Source organism: Priestia sp. TRN 1309 (genome assembly GCF_050846875.1).
Taxonomy (GTDB): Bacteria; Bacillota; Bacilli; order Bacillales; family Bacillaceae_H; genus Priestia; species Priestia zanthoxyli.
Genome location: NZ_JBOZGM010000002.1, coordinates 895,203 through 915,124, shown reverse-complemented (window position 1 = coordinate 915,124; position 19,922 = coordinate 895,203). Strand labels below are relative to the sequence as shown.

General features: G+C 39.8%; 19 protein-coding genes. 11 read left to right on the top strand and 8 right to left on the bottom strand.

Annotation, left to right across the window (positions count from 1 at the left end):
* The first annotated feature begins 118 nt into the window (after positions 1–118).
* From ACRPLQ_RS11960 to ACRPLQ_RS11950, 3 genes are all read left to right on the top strand, one after another.
* Complete coding sequence (locus ACRPLQ_RS11960) at positions 119–1,009, top strand: ATP-binding protein (RefSeq protein ID WP_014460283.1); 891 nt, start codon at positions 119–121, stop codon at positions 1,007–1,009.
* An 11-nt stretch (positions 1,010–1,020) separates the two neighbouring features.
* A complete protein-coding gene (locus tag ACRPLQ_RS11955) occupies positions 1,021–2,937 on the top strand; it encodes a vWA domain-containing protein (protein ID WP_165635975.1) in 1,917 nt (638 codons plus the stop codon).
* 99 nt (positions 2,938–3,036) lie between these two features.
* Complete coding sequence (locus ACRPLQ_RS11950) at positions 3,037–3,948, top strand: EamA family transporter (protein WP_033578861.1); 912 nt, start codon at positions 3,037–3,039, stop codon at positions 3,946–3,948.
* 36 nt (positions 3,949–3,984) lie between these two features.
* Here ACRPLQ_RS11950 and ACRPLQ_RS11945 read toward each other — a convergent pair whose 3' ends face one another.
* Positions 3,985–7,089, bottom strand: a complete 3,105-nt coding sequence (locus ACRPLQ_RS11945) for a glycoside hydrolase family 2 TIM barrel-domain containing protein (RefSeq protein ID WP_432236013.1) — start codon at positions 7,087–7,089, stop codon at positions 3,985–3,987.
* 138 nt (positions 7,090–7,227) lie between these two features.
* Between ACRPLQ_RS11945 and ACRPLQ_RS11940 the strand changes: the two genes are divergently transcribed.
* The 4 genes from ACRPLQ_RS11940 (at position 7,228) to ACRPLQ_RS11925 (ending at position 10,114) form a co-directional block, all read left to right on the top strand.
* The gene (locus tag ACRPLQ_RS11940; RefSeq protein ID WP_224980575.1) at positions 7,228–8,046 is read left to right on the top strand and encodes an AraC family transcriptional regulator; all 819 of its coding nucleotides are present in this window, start codon (positions 7,228–7,230) and stop codon (positions 8,044–8,046) included.
* A 147-nt stretch (positions 8,047–8,193) separates the two neighbouring features.
* On the top strand, positions 8,194–8,670 hold the full coding sequence (locus ACRPLQ_RS11935) for a site-2 protease family protein (protein WP_028413498.1): 477 nt from the start codon (positions 8,194–8,196) through the stop codon (positions 8,668–8,670).
* Between the two features lie 157 nt (positions 8,671–8,827).
* Positions 8,828–9,310 carry a GNAT family N-acetyltransferase gene (locus ACRPLQ_RS11930; RefSeq protein WP_432236012.1) on the top strand — a complete coding sequence of 161 codons (483 nt, stop codon included), beginning with the start codon at positions 8,828–8,830 and terminating at the stop codon, positions 9,308–9,310.
* An 18-nt stretch (positions 9,311–9,328) separates the two neighbouring features.
* On the top strand, positions 9,329–10,114 hold the full coding sequence (locus ACRPLQ_RS11925; protein WP_028413496.1) for an ABC transporter ATP-binding protein: 786 nt from the start codon (positions 9,329–9,331) through the stop codon (positions 10,112–10,114).
* Between the two features lies 1 nt (position 10,115).
* Here ACRPLQ_RS11925 and ACRPLQ_RS11920 read toward each other — a convergent pair whose 3' ends face one another.
* The 3 genes from ACRPLQ_RS11920 to ACRPLQ_RS11910 all read right to left on the bottom strand — a co-directional run bounded on the left by ACRPLQ_RS11920 (position 10,116) and on the right by ACRPLQ_RS11910 (position 13,179).
* Positions 10,116–10,310 carry a hypothetical protein gene (locus tag ACRPLQ_RS11920; RefSeq protein WP_013056879.1) on the bottom strand — a complete coding sequence of 65 codons (195 nt, stop codon included), beginning with the start codon at positions 10,308–10,310 and terminating at the stop codon, positions 10,116–10,118.
* A gap of 101 nt (positions 10,311–10,411) precedes the next feature.
* Positions 10,412–10,954 carry a GNAT family N-acetyltransferase gene (locus ACRPLQ_RS11915; RefSeq protein ID WP_028413495.1) on the bottom strand — a complete coding sequence of 181 codons (543 nt, stop codon included), beginning with the start codon at positions 10,952–10,954 and terminating at the stop codon, positions 10,412–10,414.
* Positions 10,955–11,301: 347 nt separating this feature from the next.
* Positions 11,302–13,179: a terpene cyclase/mutase family protein gene (locus tag ACRPLQ_RS11910; protein ID WP_432236011.1), complete on the bottom strand. Its 1,878-nt coding sequence runs from the start codon at positions 13,177–13,179 to the stop codon at positions 11,302–11,304.
* Positions 13,180–13,321: 142 nt separating this feature from the next.
* On the opposite strand from ACRPLQ_RS11910, the gene ACRPLQ_RS11905 reads away from it, so the two are divergent.
* The 3 genes from ACRPLQ_RS11905 (at position 13,322) to ACRPLQ_RS11895 (ending at position 16,268) form a co-directional block, all read left to right on the top strand.
* Positions 13,322–14,362: a C45 family autoproteolytic acyltransferase/hydolase gene (locus ACRPLQ_RS11905; protein WP_098999896.1), complete on the top strand. Its 1,041-nt coding sequence runs from the start codon at positions 13,322–13,324 to the stop codon at positions 14,360–14,362.
* Positions 14,363–14,373: 11 nt separating this feature from the next.
* Positions 14,374–15,876, top strand: coding sequence for an NAD(P)H-hydrate dehydratase (locus ACRPLQ_RS11900; RefSeq protein WP_432236010.1), 1,503 nt, complete (start codon positions 14,374–14,376; stop codon positions 15,874–15,876).
* Between the two features lie 113 nt (positions 15,877–15,989).
* Complete coding sequence (locus ACRPLQ_RS11895) at positions 15,990–16,268, top strand: hypothetical protein (protein ID WP_223260155.1); 279 nt, start codon at positions 15,990–15,992, stop codon at positions 16,266–16,268.
* 67 nt (positions 16,269–16,335) lie between these two features.
* On the opposite strand, the gene ACRPLQ_RS11890 is transcribed toward ACRPLQ_RS11895, so the two are convergent.
* Positions 16,336–17,001 (bottom strand): hypothetical protein, encoded by a 666-nt coding sequence (locus ACRPLQ_RS11890; protein WP_432236009.1) that lies wholly within the window; start codon positions 16,999–17,001, stop codon positions 16,336–16,338.
* Between the two features lie 163 nt (positions 17,002–17,164).
* Positions 17,165–17,938, bottom strand: coding sequence for a sulfite exporter TauE/SafE family protein (locus ACRPLQ_RS11885; protein ID WP_013056888.1), 774 nt, complete (start codon positions 17,936–17,938; stop codon positions 17,165–17,167).
* A 126-nt stretch (positions 17,939–18,064) separates the two neighbouring features.
* On the opposite strand from ACRPLQ_RS11885, the gene ACRPLQ_RS11880 reads away from it, so the two are divergent.
* Positions 18,065–18,832, top strand: a complete 768-nt coding sequence (locus tag ACRPLQ_RS11880; RefSeq protein WP_047751054.1) for a TrmB family transcriptional regulator — start codon at positions 18,065–18,067, stop codon at positions 18,830–18,832.
* 79 nt (positions 18,833–18,911) lie between these two features.
* On the opposite strand, the gene ACRPLQ_RS11875 is transcribed toward ACRPLQ_RS11880, so the two are convergent.
* Complete coding sequence (locus ACRPLQ_RS11875) at positions 18,912–19,124, bottom strand: hypothetical protein (protein WP_047751053.1); 213 nt, start codon at positions 19,122–19,124, stop codon at positions 18,912–18,914.
* 66 nt (positions 19,125–19,190) lie between these two features.
* A complete protein-coding gene (locus ACRPLQ_RS11870) occupies positions 19,191–19,817 on the bottom strand; it encodes an FMN-dependent NADH-azoreductase (RefSeq protein ID WP_013056890.1) in 627 nt (208 codons plus the stop codon).
* Positions 19,818–19,922 lie beyond the last annotated feature (105 nt).

Sequence of the window (19,922 nt, the reverse complement as noted above, 5' to 3'; positions counted from 1 at the left end):
AGACGGCAATTTTTCTACCGGAAACCTTAGAGAAACGCATAGGTAAAGTAATTCTTTGAGAAGAAGAATGTTTTTTAGTAAACTATAGAAAGTATGCAGAAAGAAAGGATTTTTTGTTATGTCAATTCAATTATCACAATTATCATTACCAAAAGAGGTTCTTTCGCTTTTAGCGAATCGTAAATATGAAAATCTGTCTCACGCTGATCAGCTATTAATCGGAAAAGGCGGCTATACAGCAGAAGAAGCAGATATTTTAGAAGATGCCATTATTGCCTTGTCACTAGGGAAAAACGTACTTTTAAAAGGGCCAACAGGTTCAGGTAAAACAAAGCTTGCCGAAACGCTGTCGCATTTATTTTCTCAGCCGATGCATAGCGTTAACTGCTCGGTTGATTTAGATGCAGAAGCGCTGCTTGGCTTTAAAACAATTTCTGAACAAGAAGGTAAAACAGGTATCGAGTTTGTAGAAGGACCTGTTATTCAGGCAATGAAAAAAGGCCATTTATTATATATTGATGAAATTAACATGGCGAAACCTGAAACGCTTCCTATTTTAAACGGAGTACTTGATTACCGAAAAATGATTACAAACCCATTCACTGGAGATGTAGTGCGCGGTCAGCAAACATTCGGCGTAGTAGCGGCTATTAACGAAGGGTATGTTGGGACTGTTCCATTAAACGAAGCGTTAAAAAATCGTTTTGTTGTTATTGAAGTGCCATATATTCAAGGGAGCAGCTTAAAGCAAGTTCTAATGTCTCAGTCTCAGTTAAAAGACGAAAAATTAATTGATAAATTTGTCACGCTCTCCGCAGATTTAATTACTCAAGTTCAAAGCGGCCATGTATCAGAAGAAGCTGCGTCCATTCGTGCGCTTATCGATACGTGTGATTTAGCTCTTTATATGCCGCCTCTTCGCGCGATTAAACGCGGTATTATTGAAAAGCTAGAAGATGAAAGGGAAAAAGCCGCCATTCAAAATATTGCTGAAACATTATTTGAGTAAGGAGTGGCGCTATGCGATTTATTAAATTTAACGACAAAAATGTAGATTCCTTTCTCTATATGGAGCTGGCAGATTTAACGAAAACATTAACAAAAAATGATGAAATTGAAGTAGAGTATCGCGTTTCATCTTATTATGATCCTGTACACGGCATTATTTATCTCAGTCACTTTTGGGATAACCGTCCAGAAGAAGACAAAGTGTACGGCTTAAAAAGTGATGTGTTTTTAAGAAGTATTGGAAGCTATAAGCATTCAAACTTCAAAGAAATTAATGCATATTTAAAGAAAATAAATAAAACCTCGGTACCTAGCTTAGCTAAACAGCTGTTTATGCTGTTTGAAGATATTCGTTTAGAAGAAGTATGCAAACGCGAACGTCCTGGAACGAAAAAAGCCTTCGCCGTCAGAAGGGAGCTCTATAGAAAATATTTTGCTACACAAATGAGCGCAAATTTAACAAAAAGCGTGTACACGGATGCACTTTTTAACGGCATTTACTTGCTATTAACGGCTGAAAATCCGTTTGAAGAAATTCCTTCAATGAGTGAATCGATTAACTTAGCGATGCCTTTTATTCGCAGACAGCTAACAAATGTATATGAAGCGAAAACAACAAAAGATGTATCGCGCATCTGCCTTGAACTCGTAGATGTTTTTGATGATATTATCGAAAAAGATATGCTTAATACTTATTTCTTCTTGGCTGAACTTCAGTATGATCAGTTAGAAGAAGGGTTAACATTTGAAGATTTAAAACGCAAAGATTCATTAGTGAACGATGATATTTTAGAGCATGAAAAAGACGGAGATGAAGACATTCACGAAGAGAAAATGGAAATGTGGCATCGAGAGACAAGCGAAGCGACGCAAAGTTTTCTACAGTTTGATATGGATCAAGGTTCAAAAACAGACATGCTAGGCGATGGTGTTCGTGAAGGCGACGATGGAGATCAAGCAATGGGAATGGTGCAAGGATCTTCTCAAAAAACATCACGGAACGATTATTCTCAAATAGAAGCCATGGAGCAAACGCATCCGGAAAAAGACGGGGAAGCGGATTATGAGTATGGGAAAGAAAATAAGCATGCCTATGCTGTGTTTGTAGATTCTAAACTTCCAAGCGACGATCACGTTGTTCAGTATGATGAGAATAAAAAAATCATTGCATCGTATCAAAAAAAATTAAAGCAAATGATTGAAAAAACGCTTGAACATAAAAAAACGCTACCTAGAAGCGAGCTGCACTTTGGCCGATTAAATAAAAAACTTCTAAAACTATGGACGGATGATAATCCTCGTTTGTTTTATAAAAAAGATGAAGATTCTGCCCAAATTGATGCTGTGTTTTCTCTTCTAGTTGACTGTTCGGCATCGATGTACGACAAAATGGATGAAACGAAGCTCGGGATTACGCTATTTCATGAAGCGTTAAAGTCTGTTATGGTGCCTCATCAAATTGTTGGATTTTGGGAAGATACAAATGATGCTACTGAAACAAGCCAGCCTAACTACCTGCAGACGGTGATGGACTTTCAAGCATCATTAAAGCGTAAAAGCGGTCCTGAAATTATGCAGCTTGAGCCTGAAGAAGACAACCGTGATGGATTTGCCATTCGCCACATGACACGCCGCTTGCTTCAGCGTTCTGAACAGCAAAAGTTTTTACTTGTGTTTTCAGACGGTGAACCAGCCGCTATGGGATATGAACAAAATGGTATTGTAGATACGCACGAAGCGGTATTAGAAGCACGCAAGCACGGAATTGAAGTCATCAACGTCTTTTTATCCAACGGGGAAATTGATGAAGGACAGAAGAAAACCATTCAAAATATGTACGGGAAATATAGTATTCTAGTACCAAACATCGAAGAACTTCCCGATGTGCTATTTCCTTTACTCAAGAAATTACTTCATAAAAGCATTTAAAAAAAGTCGAAGCATATTGCTTCGACTTTTTTTGCTATTGACCGTTAATGCGGAGGGAGGTAAGTTAAATATATATGAAAAAGAGAGAAGGAATGGTAAGTGGAAGGAGTTCAAACTTCATCTAAAAGAGCGTGGGGGCTGCTGCTTGTAATCATTGGTGCCACGATGTGGGGAGTGTCTGGCACGGTAGCTCAATATTTATTTCAGCATAAGAGTTTTAACGCAGAGTGGCTGGTCGTCGTTCGTATGTTAGTATCTGGATTGCTGCTTTTGGCAATAGCCTCTAAGCAGCGCAATATTTTTGCAATTTGGAAAACAAAAGAAGAGAGGACTTCGCTGCTTTTGTTTGGTGTAATCGGTATGCTCGGCGTGCAGTATACATATTTTGCAGCTATTGAAGCAGGTAACGCTGCTACAGCTACAGTGCTTCAATATACGTCGCCAATATTTATTATTGGCTATTTAGCCGTGCAAGCAAGAAAGTGGCCGGTGAAAGTAGAAATGATTTCTGTTGCGCTCGTCATAACGGGGACATTTTTTCTTGCAACAAGCGGAAATTTTAACGAGCTGTCTATTACAGGATGGGGGTTGTTTTGGGGGATTGGAGCAGCTGTGACGTCTGCTTTTTATACGCTTCAGCCTAAACGTCTTCTTGCAAAATGGAGCTCAGTTGAAGTAGTAGGCTGGGGAATGGTAATAGGCGGCGTAAGTTTTTCATTTATTCATCCGCCGTGGCATATAGCCGGTGAGTGGTCGCTATTGTCGCTGTGTGCGGTGCTATTTGTGATTATCTTTGGAACGCTCATTGCCTTTTATTGCTACTTGGAAAGTTTGAAGCACATTAGCGCTTCTGAAGCCATTGTTCTTGCGTCAGCAGAGCCTTTGTCAGCAGCCGCGCTATCTGTTCTATGGCTTCATGTGACTTTTGGGTGGACGGAGTGGCTAGGTACAATTCTTATTATCGCTACGGTATTTTTGCTTTCTCAGCGAAAGCCAGAGGTGACATCATAAGTAAAAAGGACTTTCATTTGAAAGTCCTTTTTATTTTTATAGAGGTTTTAGCGTAAACGTGTTTGTATACGAGCGGTTGGCGTATAGTGTGTAATCAGGGTGTGTTTTAGCTCCCCAGCTGTCGTCTCCGCCAACGCCCATTTGCTTGTAGTTAACCCGCACGGTTACTGAATCGCTTAACGGCAATTTGTAAAAATGATCGTAAGCCTCCAGTTCAAAAGGTGAGTAAGGTAAAGCATTCAGCTCGACTGTTGGCAAACCTTTTAGTAAAAAGCCGCGTCCTTGATCGTTTGTAATAGTTGCCCATCTAACGTCCGTTTTGTTTCCGCATTCTTGAGGGCGTAAATACGGTGTAACTTGCTCTTTTACACTGCCTTTATGAAGGCCAAGCTTAGCGCCAGTTTTACGATCCCAATAATTTTCATGAGGGCCTCTGCCGTACCATGTTAAAGAATCAAAAGCCGCATCCATCGTAAACAGCATCCCAATTTCAGGAATTTCAGGCATTGCCTCAGAAGGTGCTAAAGATTGTTCAATCTTCATTTCACCATCGTTATATAGCGTATACGTTACATAGCAAGAAGCAAGAGAGATGTCTAAAGCTAGCTCAACCGAAATGATAACAAAGTCAATTTGCGGTTGAACACTTACTTTTTTCACGTGCTGCTCTAAACTTGCTTGACGCCACGTTTGACATCTTTCATGCAATTTATTGCCGAGGTCATTATCGGTGACTGCGCGCCAAAAGTTCGGACGGAAACCCGATGCAAGCAGCTCGGTATGCTCATAGTTGTAAGAGATAAACTGCCCTTTTTGCTTGTCAAAAATAGCCGTGAAGTTAGTTCCTGTAACCGTCAGCGTTTGTTCGTTTTGGTCAAATGATAAAGCAGGATAAACAGCTTTTACTGAAGGTACAGCGGTTTTGGCAGGCAGTACAAACTGTTCGTACGCCACTTCATATCCAGCTGAAGCCCAGGCTGTATCTTTGGATAATCTGAGAGAAAGAGTTAAAACAAATTCATCAGTTTCGTTTTCTTGCTCGTAAAGAGGATAAGAAAGCGTCAGTTCGTCTGTACTATCAGGAGCTACATTTAAAAGAGACGCATGTTTTTCAAGTAGTTCACCGTTTTTTTCAACAGTCCAAGCAAAACCATAGGCGTTCAAGTTTGTAAACAGGTGTTTGTTTTGAACGGCAAATTTTCCTTTAGAAGCGTCTACTGCTGTCCACTTTACAGGCTGATAGCATTTTTTTACTTCTGCAATTTTCGGGCTAGCTGTCCCATCAGCAAAGATTAAGCCGTTTCCGCAGAAGTTGCCGTCGTTAGGCGTATCACTAAAATCTCCGCCGTAAGCTAAGTAAGAAGTACCGTCTACTGCTGTTGTTTGAAGAGCTTGATCTTTCCAGTCCCATATAAAACCGCCTTGCAAGATTGGATATTGATCGAACAGCTCCCAGTATTTGTATAGATTTCCGCAAGAATTACCCATCGCATGACTGTATTCACACAGAATATAAGGTTTTTTCGGATTCATTAAAGCATAGCGCTCTACATCTGCTGGCTTAATGTACATCGTGCTTTCTATATCAGAAGCATCATAGTCGCGGTGATGGAAGATTCCTTCATAATGAACAAGTCTCGTGGAATCTTTCTCTTTAAAAAAAGTATACATATGCTGAAAGTTTTCTCCGCCAAATGATTCATTGCCAAGAGACCAAATAATAATAGAAGGGTGGTTTTTGTCACGTTCGTACATCGAACGACAGCGATCTAGTACGTTTTCTTTCCATTCTGGCTTGCTTCCTGGAACGGCTTTTTGTTCGCCTTCTTGTAAATAAGTCCACGTTCCGTGCGTTTCTAAATTGGTTTCATCAATCACGTACAGTCCGTATTCATCACACAGCTCATACCATACTGAATCGTTAGGGTAATGGGATGTACGCACCGCGTTAATATTATGCTGTTTCATCAGCAAAATATCGTGAATCATGTCTTTGCGTGTGATGCCTGCACGGCCTTTTACTGAATCAAATTCGTGGCGATTTACTCCTCGAAGTACAATACGCTTGCCGTTGATTGTCATAAGGCCATTCTTTAGTTCAAACGTACGGAAGCCGACTTTACAGCTTTCCGTTTCGATAATAGAACCAGCAGCATTCTTTAAGCTGAGTACAAGGGTATACAAATTAGGACTTTCTGCGCTCCATTTTGCAGGGCTTTTAATGTGTGTACGTAAGGACGCTGTATATTGATCGCTCACACTTACATTTGTTTGCAGCGGAGCTTGTAGTACTTCATGGCCATTCGCGTCATACAGCATGACTTCAAATGTTAGATCTTGAGTATCGTGCTGAAAGTAATTTAAAATATCAGCTGAAACGCTAAGTTCACCATCTTCGTAGTTGTTATCAAGCGACGAACGAACGCTAAAGTCATAGATGTGAACCGGTGGAGTAGAGTACAGATACACATCTCGGAAGATGCCGCTCATTCGCCAAAAATCTTGGTCTTCAAGCCAGCTTGCGTCACTCCAGCGATATACTTCTACTGCTATCGTATTTTCACCATCTTGAAGATAAGAAGTTATATCAAATTCAGCTGGAGTAAAGCTGTCTTCGCTGTATCCAACAAACTCACCGTTAACCCAGACGTAAAAAGCAGATTCGACGCCTTGGAAGCTGACGTACACCGGCTGATTTTTCCATTCTGATTTAGGTGTAAAAGTACGGACGTACTGACCGACAGGGTTATATTTAGTCGGTGCAAAAGGAGGTTCGAGGTTTTCGTTTTCAACCCAAGGGTATGTCACGTTTGTATATTGAGGATAGTCATATCCTTGCAGCTGCCAGTGTGAAGGAACTGAAATAGAGTCCCATTTCTTATATGAAAATTCAGGAGCGAAAAAGTTTTTGACGCGGCCATCCGCATTTTCAGCAAAATGAAAGTACCAGCTTCCATTTAAGCTTTGGTAGTAAACAGAAGATTTTCTATCATTTTTTAAGGCCTCTTCGACCGTTTGATAAGGCATTAGTAAAGCGTGTGCTTTCGAACGGTTCAATTGAAAAATTTCAGGGTTGTTATTCCATTCAGGGTATCCGTTTGCAGGTGCTGTATAATTAAATTTTTTGCCGGTTTTTAACATGTCGATCCCTCATTTCTAGATTACTAGGTTATTAGTTTATATGAAAATGATAACGTTTTCTGAAAACCTTATCAATCTAATTATTTTCATGATAATATAACTATATTCACATAAAAAGGAGGAAGTAATGTGGACCGTATGTACTTTCCGGCTCTTTCAGATGAAGATATGAAACTGCCATTCTATGTTACAAGCGCTGGAAGCTGGAGACATCAAACGCATATTAAACGTCAGGGAGAGTTTCCTGATTATCAATGGATTCAATGTATAAAAGGAAGAGGCGAGCTTCGTGTAAACGACGAGGTTTATATTATAAAAGAAAATGAAGGGATGTTTCTGACGCCGCATGTTCCGCACGAATACTACCCCATTACAAGCGAATGGCAAGTATGCTGGGTTTCTTTTAATGGAAGTGTAATTGATGATATCATGCTTTCTCTTCAATTTATTAATTCCGGAAAAATCGTCCTTACACATGCTGAAAGCCTTTATAGGATGCTGCAAGAGCTAATGAATTTGTTAGAAGAAAATCATACCTCTAGCACCATGAAGTGCTCTGAACTACTATATAGCGTCATTTTGAAACTGCGCCAAGACAGCGTATATATAGAAAGCAAAAGTCGCTTGCAGCAAATTACTCAGCTAAACCCAGTCCTTCGCTATATTGAGGAATATTATCATCAGCCGCTAACGCTAGAAGTACTGGCGAAGCAGCTCAACGTAACAGAGCAGTATACGTGTTTGCTTTTTCAACAATCTCTTGGTATCCGGCCGTTTGAATACGTAACGCGCGTCCGAATTCAAAAAGCAAAGAAACTGTTGCTTAAAAACAACCAAATCTCTGTACAAGATATAGCAAGACAAGTAGGGTATGAACATCCAAGCTATTTTATCAAGCGCTTCAAAGAACAAGAAAACGTGACTCCAACTGTTTTTCGGAAAATGTATTTTTCATAAGTTACATACATTGGGTTTTATCTAGGTTATAAGAAATGATGTGGATGCTAGTTATTTCGTATGAGTTTTAAAAAAAGAATTTAAATGTAGTTTTAAGTAAAAACGGGGAGGAAAAGTAGAGAGAAGAAACAAAAAGGAGGGATAAACGTGTTTGGGTTAAATGATCTTCCAAAGTTTGTGTGGTCATTCTGTCTTGTATTGCCACTTGTATCATTTGTTCATCAGCTGGGGCATTCCGTCATGGCAATTATTTTCGGAGGGAAGGTCGATTTTACTATTGGGCGGGGGAAAACGATTCTTAAAATGGGGAAGTTTAAAATTAAGTCAGTCTATTTTCTAGACTCGTTTTGTAAATATGAAAATCTTAAGAACGACAGTCGCTTTTCCCATGCAGTGGTGTATGCGGGCGGTGTACTGTTTAATTTACTTACTATTTTTATAATAAATGGATTAATTATGGCTAATATTCTGCCTGAAGATATATTTTGCTATCAATTTGTTTATTTTTCAGTCTATTATGTTATTTTTTCACTGCTGCCAATTCAATATACAGAAACATCTGCAAGTGATGGACGTGCTATATATAACGTATTACGGTACGGGAAAACGTGTGATCCAGATTAAAGGGCTGTGTGTAGCAGCCTTTTTTGGTGCCTTTTTCTGTTTCATTTAAATAAAAAAAGGAAAACTTTACGAAAAGAAAATAGTAGCGGATAATAAAGATAGTAGATGTTGGAATGGAAGAAAGGAGAGGATTTATACGATTATTGAGACAGAGCGAATGACGCTGCGAGCTATGGCTGAAAGCGATGCAGGCAATTTAATGAAAATATTTGAAGATGCTGAAGCAATGAAGTATTATTCTTCTACTAAAAATGAACAAGACACATATCGCTGGATTCAATGGATGAAGCAGCATTATCAAATATATGGCGTTAGCATGTGGATCGCTGAAGATAAACAGAATCGAGAGTTTCTAGGGCAGTGCGGCATGGTTCTTCAAAAAGTAGACGGCAAGGTAGATCCAGAGCTTGGCTATTTATTTTTACGCAGCTGCTGGGGAAAAGGCTATGCGAGTGAAGCAGCAAAAGCTTGTTTAGATTATGGCCTTCATACGCTGAAATTTCATAAGATTATATCATTGATAGATCCTCACAATTATCCATCGATTAAAGTGGCTGAAAGAATTGGCATGAAAAAAGAAAAGCAAGTTAACAAATGGGATAAATCATTATTCTTTTATAGTATATATAATGAAAAATGAGAGTAAAGGAGTGTTAGCATGATCAACATTAACAACGTTTCGGTAAAACGAGCAGAAAAAGAAATTTTAAAAAGCGTGTCGTGGTCAGTGGAAAAAGGGGAACATTGGTGTTTGCTTGGGTTAAATGGTTCCGGAAAAACGACGCTTTTAAATATCATCAACGGATATATTTGGCCTACAAAAGGGGAAGTAGAAGTTCTTTCAAGGAAATTTGGAGAAACAAATCTGTCTGAGCTCAGAAAAGAAATTGGATGGGTAAGCTCTTCGCTTCAACAGCGGTTTCGAGATGACGATACGGTTGTAGAAATGATTTTAAGCGGAAAATTTGCATCTATTGGGTTATATGAACAAGTGGAGCAAAAAGATATGAACCAAGCCATAGAATTAATGAAGCTGCTAAATTGCGAAGATTTACAAAATCAGGCCTACGGAACACTTTCTCAAGGAGAGCGCCAGCGAGTGCTAATTGCTCGAGCTCTTATGGCTTCACCAAAGCTTTTAATACTTGATGAGCCATGTACAGGTCTAGATATAATGGCCCGAGAACAGCTTCTTCAGCTGATTGCAAAAATGGCAGAGCAGCCAAATGCTCCTACGCTTATTTATGTTACTCACCATGTAGAAGAAATTTTGCCTTGCTTTACCCATACGCTTTGTATGCGCCAAGGAGAAGTGTTTTCTTCTGGAAAAACGAAAGACCAGCTCACTGAGCCGCATCTTTCTAAATTTTTTAATCACTCCGTAGAGATTCAGCAGCAGAAGGAACGCACTTGGCTGTCATTAAAAGAACCGGTAAAAAGCTGAGCTAGCGTCGAGAAACCTTCTTACATACCATGGGAAAAAGAGCGCTGCTTGCAATGGAAACAAGCTCATTGTGGAGATAATGTTTACATGCTACATAAATAGTGGTGCTGCAAATAATATCAATGAGTAAAAAAGCAGCAATGTCATGTTTATCAATGGTTACAAATACAAAAGAAGAGGAATCATAAGCTGTCATCGTTGGCTCCTTTGGTTATATCGTTATGTTACTTTATTCACAAAAGGCTTGGGCTATACGAACTTTTAAAGAAGTACGATGATGACAGCTGATTCTCTCCTCTAAAGCTGATAATACTCTTGTTCGAGTATACTCATGATAATATCTGTCTGAAATGCTTCTTCAATAAAAGCACCTTCACGCTCTATTCCTTCTTTTACAAAACCGCATTTTTCATAACAAGCAATGGCTCTATGGTTGTATTCGAGCACTCGTAAATCGACTCTGTGCAAGTGAAGGTGTTCAAATGCGTAGGCCAGCACCAATTTTGTAACTTCAGTGCCGAGCCCTTGATTCCAAACGGAAGAATCGAATAAACCAATAGCATATCGTGCGCGCCGGTCGTACTCGTTAACGGTCAGCCGGGCTTCTCCAACAAACTGCTGCTGATATTCAACACACCAATTCAGCTTTTGAGACTTTATGTACTCGACGTGCCGCTTGGCATCTTGTAATGTAAGAGGTTTTAAGTTTCGGGTATCGCCTCCGTACATACGAATAAGCTCTTTTGTTTGCTTGCACGCTAGATAGTCATGTACATCGCTGTCTTTTGGTTTTCTTAGTATCACGTTTTTTCCTTTTAAAAGTGGTGAAACATTATTCATTTGATGCATCCTTTCTTTCCCAACATTAAAAAGGTATTCCACTTGTCTCCTAAAAAAACCTGCTTTTATGTACAAAAAGAGGCTGGAATAAAAGGATTTTAGACAAAGTGAAAAACGAACCATTGATCAAGATGTTTGATTCGTGGTTCGTTTTTTTTGTTAGGGTAAACATAGGTTTCATGTGTGTAAGTCTTTCTAGCAGTTGATTGGAGGGCAAGGCGAAGACTCCCGCGGAAAGCGAAGCCTTGCACGGAAATCAACTGCCGTGTCACAAGCGATCCATAGGAGCTCATGTATCCTATATGTTCGTCTTTAGATTGGATTCATTTCGTCATGTCTCAACCCCTTTATGAAGAATGTTTTTTTGCGTAGTGGGCAAGTGCAAGAAGAGGGAAAATATCATTGTAGCTGTGGTACTGAATATAAAATTGTCCAGGAAGACCAATTCCCGTGGGATAATGAATTTGCTGCTCTGTAAGATTTGGATTCAGTAAAAATTTAATTCCTTTTTCAACGGCTCGATCTTTTAATGGACATATTGTCATTAAAGCATCGAGAGCCCAAGCCGTTTGAGAAGGAGTGCTAAACGATAGTGGCACATATTTTTTTAAAGAAGCGCTATAGCATGATTCTCCGAATCCGCCGTCTTCTTGTTGAATGCTTTTGAGCCAATTGATGGCTTTGATGATACGCGGATCAGAAGCGGAAATTCCTACAGCACGGAGTCCAGTAATAGCGGCCCACGTTCCGTAAATGTAGCAAACACCCCACCGGCCGTACCAGCTTCCGTTATCCAATTGATGATCAAACAGCCATTTTACTGCAGCTTTAATCGAAGGGTGGGATTTATTCATACCGGCAAAGTTTCCGAGGCACTCAAGCACTCGACCGGTTAAATCGGCAGTAGCCGGATCCGTTGCTGCGTCTTTTGCGTTTTCAAGCGGCAGATAAGTAAATAAAATAGAATCGGTATTTTTTTCAAATGCAGCAAAACCCCCGTCTTTGTTTTGCATGGACAACAGCCAGTTAATGCCCCTTTGCCAAGACTCCAAATAATCTGTATCGGTTTGCGCTCTTCTAGAAAGAGCTCTAATAGCAGCAGACGTATCGTCTAAGTCAGGGTTATTCGTATTAATATCGGAAAATCCCCAGCCTCCAGGCGCTGTATTGGGGTTATGAAACTGCCAGTCTCCAAGCTTTGTATGCTGTCTTTTCTTTAAGTAACGAGTTGTGCCTTTAATCATGGGATCTTGCTGCGGTACACCTGCTTCTTGTAGAGCGTAAGATAGCAGGGCGGTATCCCAAACGGTTGACGTGGAGTTTTCTACGTGCGTGTGGCCGCTGCATGTACTAAGTAGTGAACAAATACCGTCAATTGCTTTTTGAACCACAAAGGAATCTTTTTTATAGCCAAGAGCCAAAAGACCGTAAATCATAAAAAAAGTAGAGGTTGCGTAGCTGTACAGTGTTCCATCTTTTTCAAGTCTTTCTAGCATGTAACGCTCGGCTGCTTGATAACCAAGCTTGTGGATGTAAGAAGGTAAAGAAGCCAGCTGTTTTAAATGGTCGACTAAAAAAATAGAAGCGCGTGATTCTTGAGCAGTTTCATCCGCTTCCTGTTTCTGCTCTCTTACATCTAAATGAGAAAGAGAAGGTGTATGCCTAGAAGTAAGTGAAAATTTTTTGTTTCCAGCTACCATCATCGGGACGAAGTGAATTCTGGCATAGGTGCTTAGTTCATAAAAGTTAAGCGGTACATAGGTAGGCACGAGCAAAAGAGAAAGCGGGAGGTAAAATAGCTTTGGCCACTCGTATAAGCCGTTAACACAAAGCATCCATCTTGTGAGAAAATGAGCGCGAGAAATGCCTCCTGAATCTATAATATATCTTTCTGCTTTTCGCAAAATCCGGTCGTTTTTTTGGTAATAGCCTGAATATAAAAGAGCTGTATAAGCTTGAATAGTAGCGGATAAGTTGTGTTCTTCATCATCAAACAACGTCCAAAGACCATCTTCATTTTGAAGGGAAACGATCCGTTCGGTTAATTGTTTAATCAACACTTCTTTATCTAAATCAAAGGTGCGAAGAAGCATAATTAAAAACGCATCAGGCATAACGCCTGTTTCAAAACAGTAGCGAAATGACCCGTCATTTTTTTGTGTTGGGCGCAGATAGGCGATTCTTCGCTGAATCTCTAGCTGAACTTCCTTTAGCAATATGATCACCTCTTATGATAATGCTTTTCAATCTTTCGACCTGTTTCTTTATAACTGTATTCAAAGGAAGAGCGTTCTATGAGAGGAGAAAGTTGCAAAGAATAGAGCGCTTGCTGCACAATAAAGGTACTGGAAAATTGGAGTGATAGAAGTGAAAGAAATACAGGTAGAAGTTATTCAAGGGCGAGGCTCTTACCGAGAGCTTGGTAAAATGCAAGGGGAATTACATAAAGGAACAAAGCTGTTTGAAAATCATCAAAAAAGAAGAAAACGTTCATTACGAAGCTATCAAACAATAGCAAAAGAAGCTCGTCATTATTACGACTTATTTGCTCCCGGACTGTGGGATGAGCTATTGGGCTTAGCAGAAGGCTTAGATTGGCCTCTTGAAGACGTTATACATGAGTACAGCGGATATCAGCAAGAGTGGAAGAAAACGGGATGTTCTGCTCTTATGCAGCACGGTGTGTATGTGCGGAACTACGATTATCATCCGAAAACGTACGAAGGTCGATTTTTGCTTTTTCAGCCAAATGAAGGATATGCAAGCGTCGGGTTTGGAACAAGAATGATTGGGCGAATGGATGGAATGAACGAAAAAGGATTAGCAATTGGCTATCATTTTGTTAATCGCCGCCGTCAAACGAACGGATTTATTTGCTGTACGCTTGCTCGGTTTATTTTAGAAACATGTGAAACGACAGAAGAGGCTGTTGCTATTTTAGAAAGGGCACCGCACCGTCATGCGTTTAATTATTCCATTTACGACCGCAGCGGACAGGGGGCAGTAGTCGAAGCATCTGGACGAGGCGTTCATGTACAAAGAGGAACGATGATGGGGTGTACGAACCATTTTAATCAGCTGGTCGAAGAAAATCGTCATCATTTGGTAGAGTCAAAGGAAAGGCTCGATCATATTCGAGATCATATTGAAAAAAAGCTATCGCCTCTTGAAGCTTTTTCTTTATTTAATGAAGATGAATACGGTATTTTTAAAGAAGATTACCGGAATTCTGCTGGAACGCTTCATACAGTGGCATATGTACCGGAGACGCTGCAAGTCATTGTGGGAATTGGACGAAAAGCAAAACCTCTTATTTTCTCGTTTGAGGATTGGGTGAAAGGAGAACAATTAACTATAACGAAAATAAAAGGAACGGTAAATACAGACGAACCATTTCCGTTTCAGTAAGGAGCAGCATAATGAGAATTGTAACGAATCAAGAGATGTATCAAGTAGATGATTATATGACGAATACAATTGGGATGAGTGAAGAGTCCCTTATGGAAAATGCCGGGCAGGCTGCTGCAAACGCGCTGAGTGAGCGAATCGAAAAATATGAAAAAATAGGGCTGCTTATAGGAACGGGAAACAACGGAGGAGACGGCTTTGTTATTGCCCGTGCTTTGAAGTCAAAAGGCTATGAAGTTGACGTCTGGGTAGTTCCTGCACGGGAGAAAATAAAAGGCGCAGCTAAAAAAGCCATGATCATCTATGAAAATGCTGGATTCGCGTGGCAATCGGCGGGAGACAACTTCTCTGTGAAAAAGTATACGGTCCTTATTGATTGTTTATTAGGTATAGGCGTAAAAGGCAGCATCAAATCTCCTTATGATAACATTATAAAAAAAATAAACGACTCTAAGGCTTACATATACAGCATCGATGTCCCAAGTGGAGTAATGGAACAGAAGCAAGAGCTTACGGTACGTGCAGATGCTACGATTACGCTTCAGCAGCCAAAGATCACGGCATTTACATACCCGAGCAAAGAAAGCTATGGTGAATTGATTGTAGTAGATATCGGTATCCCACCGCTAGCAATTGAAAAAAGCTCATCTCTTAAAGAGGTATGGTCAACTCAGCATATTAAGAAATCTTTTCCCATTCGGAATGCTTCGTCCAATAAAGGTACACATGGAAAAGGAATCGTAATAGGAGGTTCACTTCAAACACCCGGAGCGCCGATGCTAACGTCAAAAGCAGCACTCACAAGCGGAGCAGGGCTTTTAACGCTTGCGCTTCCGAATGATATTCATGCGATTGCAGCTGCTCACATGTTAGAAGTGATGTATAAGCCATGCCCAAGCAAAGATGGCTTTTTTGCAGGCGAGATTCCTTTAGAAGAAGCAAAGTACGATGCAATTGCAGTTGGACCAGGGCTTGGGAGAACGGAAGAAACGAAGAAAGTTGTCGAACAAGTACTTCAACAGCCCGTTTCTATTGTAATCGACGCAGATGCTCTTTATCATCTGCCGGATTTGATGAAAGAAGTAAAAGAAAGAGAACACGCAACGATTTTAACACCTCATCCCGGAGAAATGGCTAGACTCGTGGATACAACAATCGCAGAAGTAGAAGCAAATCGATTTTCGATATCTAGCCAATACGCAATGGAAAATGGTGTGTATCTTGTATTAAAAGGCCCAAACACGATCGTTACAACGCCGGATGGAAAACAATACGTAAATACCACTGGAAACGCAGGACTCGCAAAAGGTGGAACGGGTGACACGTTAACCGGAATCATCCTCGCTTTTATTATGCAGCATGATTCTCTTCAAGAAGCAATCAGCAATGCGGTATATGTTCATGGAAAAGCAGCGGATGTGCTGCTCGATCAGGGGCATACAATGATAGATATGTTAGCAAGTGACGTTATTTCTGCACTTCCGGCAGTATTCGGGCAGCTGAATGAGAAGTGATTTCTTCTGGATTATTAAAATTTGTTGACAAAATCCTTCAAAAAGTTGTCAAAACTCTGTGTAAATGATAACGTTATTTTACGTAAGATTTTACATAGAAAGAAAGTGATGTTGTGTACTACTCAATGAGACCAAGAGGCATTCATTTAGCTGTGCCTACACTTTTCTTCCTTATTACAGTCGTGTTATTTGCGATGATGCAGTTTGGTTTTTATTTGGATTCCAGCATTCTTCGTAAAATTTGGGTCATCATTATGGCTTTATTGCCCATTGCTGGACTAATCACGGCTATTAAAGGTAGAAGAGGAAGCGCAAAGCCGTGGTTAATTATAGGAAACGTGATTCTTATTTTAACCGTTACAATAATGAGCGTACAGGCTATTATTTATTAAACAAAAAAACGTGTTCGCCAAACAGGCGGACACGTTTTTATTAGGAAGAAGAAAAGAGCTGTTTCGCTTATTCTTGCATCGCGGCATTTATTCCTTCTTTTCTAACTTCTAGCATATGAGTAGCTTTTTTATCAATACCTTTAGCTGTATCGGAAGAAATGACGCCTACGCTGCTTAAGTCATAGGCAAGACTTGTAACAAGCAGCTGCTCTCTTTGTGCGAGTGTGCCGTATGTAAGTGCAGCGGTTTTAGCTTGAATGCCACTCATATTTAATTCATCAGTAGAAGAAGCTGCTTCTTTTTTTGCGGCTATTGCTTCTTGATAAAGAGAATCATATCCTCCAAACCCTACTTGGGCAATTAGAAAGTTATAAATGTCATCGGCCGATTTTTTCGAAGGCTGAGAAAAAGCTCTTTGAAATTTATTGCGCGGTAAAAAGTTTAGTGCCGCCTGTCTTCCGTCTTCATAAATTTTTTCTTGTATTTCTTTAGTAGCTTTTTCGTCATTTTTTTTCTGTGCTGCATCTAGCTGTTTGCGATATTTTTGAATAATGACTCCGTCCTGCTGATTGTTTCCCTCTTTGAAAGTAGCTGCGGCTTGTGGAACATCTGACGTTGCTAGCGTCTCAGCGGCGTTCTCTGAAGAAGAAAAGAACGTATTTTTGACAAAAATAAGTGCAAAGATCAGCAAAACAAACCATAAAAACCTAAATTTCTTAAACAAAACGTTCACCTCTGTATAATATTTCTAATTATGTAAAACAACATCGATCAGTATACAACAATTTTAGTGTCTTTTTACACATTTACCCAAAAATAAGAAAATAGTAAGAGGTGGTTTTATTAATCTAATAGATATATAGGTTCATTGTTATAGTTCTAAAGAAACCATTGATCTATTTGTACTGATTTACATAGTCGAATATGTTTTTGCTAATAAGGCTTAAAGTGACAAGAATAAAAAGCGTTCGGACGTACGTCACGCCTTTTGATAAAGCGACGTTTGATCCAACGAAAGAACCCACGATCATCGCAAACCCCATAATTAATCCGTAAGAAAATACAACAGAATCAAAATACAAAAATACAAGCAAAGCACCTAAATTACTGCCGAAATTTAAAAATTTTGCGCTGCCTGCTGACTGCAGGAAATCAAATCCCATAAATAAAAAAGCAAATAAAATAAATGAACCTGTGCCTGCTCCTAAAAATCCATCGTAAAAGCCAATGATAAAAATAAGTGCAGTAAAGAAAATAAGTTTCTTAATAGACAGCGGCTTATACGTGGACGTGGTGCCCCAGTTTTTTTTGAAGATTGTATAAATAGCAACTAAAACAAGGAGAATCAAAATAACAGGTTTCAAAAAAGCAGAGGATAGAAAATGAACGGTGATTGAACCTCCCAAAGAGCCAATAAATACAAAAGGAAACCATTTACCCACAACGCGAAAATCGACTTTTCCGGATTTGACAAATCGAATGGTACTCGTTAATACGCCCATCGTTCCAGCTAATTTATTTGTAGCTAAGGCAGCAGCGGGCGGCAGGCCTAAAAATAAAAGAGCGGGTGTAGAAATTAAACCGCCTCCGCCCACTACGGAGTCAATGAATGCAGCTAAAAAACCAAAGAGTAAAAGCAAAAGAACAATCTGTAAACTTAATTCTTCCATAAAGCACCTTCCTCATGTCATAATATATATATAGTGACTACTTAAATAGTAACTATATAAAAAGCAGTTGTAAATATGTAAATGATGAAAATTTCAAATAACTTAAAAAACAGGGAGGTTTCCTTTATGGAAAATATTATTCAGCAGCTGCAGTCGCTTGGATTTAATCAGTATGAATCAAAAGTATACGTGACGCTTGTCAAAAAAGGATCTTCCACTGCTTATAGCATTAGTAAACATTCAGGTGTGCCAAGAGCGCGTGTATACGATATTTTACAAACACTAGAGGAAAAAGGCATGGTGTTAAAAGAAGAGAGTAATGATGGCACCCAGTACACGTCGCTGCCCGTCGATGCTTTTTTGCATTCGCTGCAGAAAAAATGGAACGAAACGTATGAAGACGTTAGCGAAACGCTTAAACGTCTTGAAGCTGCAGAGTCTATAGAAGAAAGCCGGGTTATGACGATGAGAGGAGAAACAGCCATTCTTGCTTTTTGTGAGTCGCTATTGTTAAAAGCAAAAAATAAAATTGTCATCTCGCTTTGGCCTGATATTTATAATGAGTTGAAGCCTCTTTTATTACAGCTAAGGGAGAGTGTCACACTAAAAGGAATTGTGTTTGAACAAGATGAAGCGATGGAGGAATTTGACCGGCACCGCCATACAAGCTATACCGAAAATATTGGGAATCAAAACTGGTTTATTATATCTGTTGACAGCAGTGAAATGATTTATGGTCATAAAGAAATGGCTTACTATACCAATAACGGAGTTAACATTAATTTACTTGAAAACTATATTTGGCATGATATCCTCGTTAACAGACTTGTAGAAAAAAGTGATCGAGAAATGGACAGGTGGATCGAAAGGGAAAGAGAAAGCTTTTTTGCGTAGAAAAGAGACTTAGACATAACGAAATCACTTCCATCGAAAGACGAACAAACGGGATAAATGATCCAGTATGAATGGCTTGTTACATCGCAGTTAATTTCCGTGCAAGGCTTCGCTTTCCGCGGGCGGACGATGAGCCTCCTCGTCGCTTACGCGCCTGTGGGGTCTCATCTGTTCCGCTTTTCCCGCAGGAGTCTTCGCCTTGCCCTCCAATTAACTGCTGGAAGCAGCCACCATGCATGAAAGCTACGTTCACTTTACCAACAGAAAAATCCGAACAAAGTTGATGCTCCATTAAGAGTCTCAAGTCCTCGTTCGGATCTTCCTTCAATCAAAATATTTTTGTTACAGCCTCTTTATATTAAAAAGTTTGGGCAAGTTTTTTTGCTTCAGCTATTCCTTTTTCTTTAATTTCTTGGGCTTTATCTGGCATTGCATTATGCCCTTCCACAAAAATGCCGTCTAACGAAGGGACTCCGAAGAAATTCATCATAATTCCAATATAGCGATGCCCCATTTCCATATCAGCTGCAGGACCTTCAGAATAAATGCCTCCGCGTGCTTGAATATGAAGCGCTTTTTTATCCGTTAACAGTCCAACCGGACCTTCGGCCGTGTATTTAAATGACTTACCTGCTACGGCTACAGAGTCTAAATAAGCTTTCATAACCGGTGGAAACGAAAAGTTCCACATAGGAGTTACAAAAACATATTTGTCCGCTGTTACAAACTGTTCGCTCAATTCTGCAAGGCGATTGACCTTTTCCTGTTCATGAGAAGAGAGTTCCGAGCCAGACTGAAGTTTGCCCCAGCCGCTAAATACATCTGCATCAATATGAGGGATATTTTCTTTATAAAGGTCAATATGTACAACTTCGTCACTTGAATTGTGCTCTTTGTAAGCATCGATAAATGCTTTTCCAGTTGCCATACTGAATGATTGAGACTCATCGTGAGGATGAGCTGTAATATAAAGTACTTTTGCCACGTCTTATCATCTCTTTCTTGTTTGAAATAATGTACTGTCTTATCGTTATCACTCCCATAAAAAACTATACGCGCTTTGTCAGGTAAGCTAAAAAAGAGCGCAAGA

What these genes read in the sequence shown, in the direction of transcription:
- ACRPLQ_RS11960 (WP_014460283.1), top strand. Translation starts at nt 119, where the DNA reads ATGTCAATTCAATTATCACAATTATCATTACCAAAAGAGGTTCTTTCG.
- ACRPLQ_RS11885 (WP_013056888.1), bottom strand. Translation starts at nt 17,938, where the DNA reads ATGGAAGAATTAAGTTTACAGATTGTTCTTTTGCTTTTACTCTTTGGT.
- ACRPLQ_RS11880 (WP_047751054.1), top strand. Translation starts at nt 18,065, where the DNA reads ATGGAAAATATTATTCAGCAGCTGCAGTCGCTTGGATTTAATCAGTAT.
- ACRPLQ_RS11900 (WP_432236010.1), top strand. Translation starts at nt 14,374, where the DNA reads ATGAGAATTGTAACGAATCAAGAGATGTATCAAGTAGATGATTATATG.
- ACRPLQ_RS11945 (WP_432236013.1), bottom strand. Translation starts at nt 7,089, where the DNA reads ATGTTAAAAACCGGCAAAAAATTTAATTATACAGCACCTGCAAACGGA.
- ACRPLQ_RS11955 (WP_165635975.1), top strand. Translation starts at nt 1,021, where the DNA reads ATGCGATTTATTAAATTTAACGACAAAAATGTAGATTCCTTTCTCTAT.
- ACRPLQ_RS11920 (WP_013056879.1), bottom strand. Translation starts at nt 10,310, where the DNA reads ATGACAGCTTATGATTCCTCTTCTTTTGTATTTGTAACCATTGATAAA.
- ACRPLQ_RS11930 (WP_432236012.1), top strand. Translation starts at nt 8,828, where the DNA reads ATGACGCTGCGAGCTATGGCTGAAAGCGATGCAGGCAATTTAATGAAA.
- ACRPLQ_RS11875 (WP_047751053.1), bottom strand. Translation starts at nt 19,124, where the DNA reads ATGGAGCATCAACTTTGTTCGGATTTTTCTGTTGGTAAAGTGAACGTA.
- ACRPLQ_RS11940 (WP_224980575.1), top strand. Translation starts at nt 7,228, where the DNA reads ATGTACTTTCCGGCTCTTTCAGATGAAGATATGAAACTGCCATTCTAT.
- ACRPLQ_RS11915 (WP_028413495.1), bottom strand. Translation starts at nt 10,954, where the DNA reads ATGAATAATGTTTCACCACTTTTAAAAGGAAAAAACGTGATACTAAGA.
- ACRPLQ_RS11925 (WP_028413496.1), top strand. Translation starts at nt 9,329, where the DNA reads ATGATCAACATTAACAACGTTTCGGTAAAACGAGCAGAAAAAGAAATT.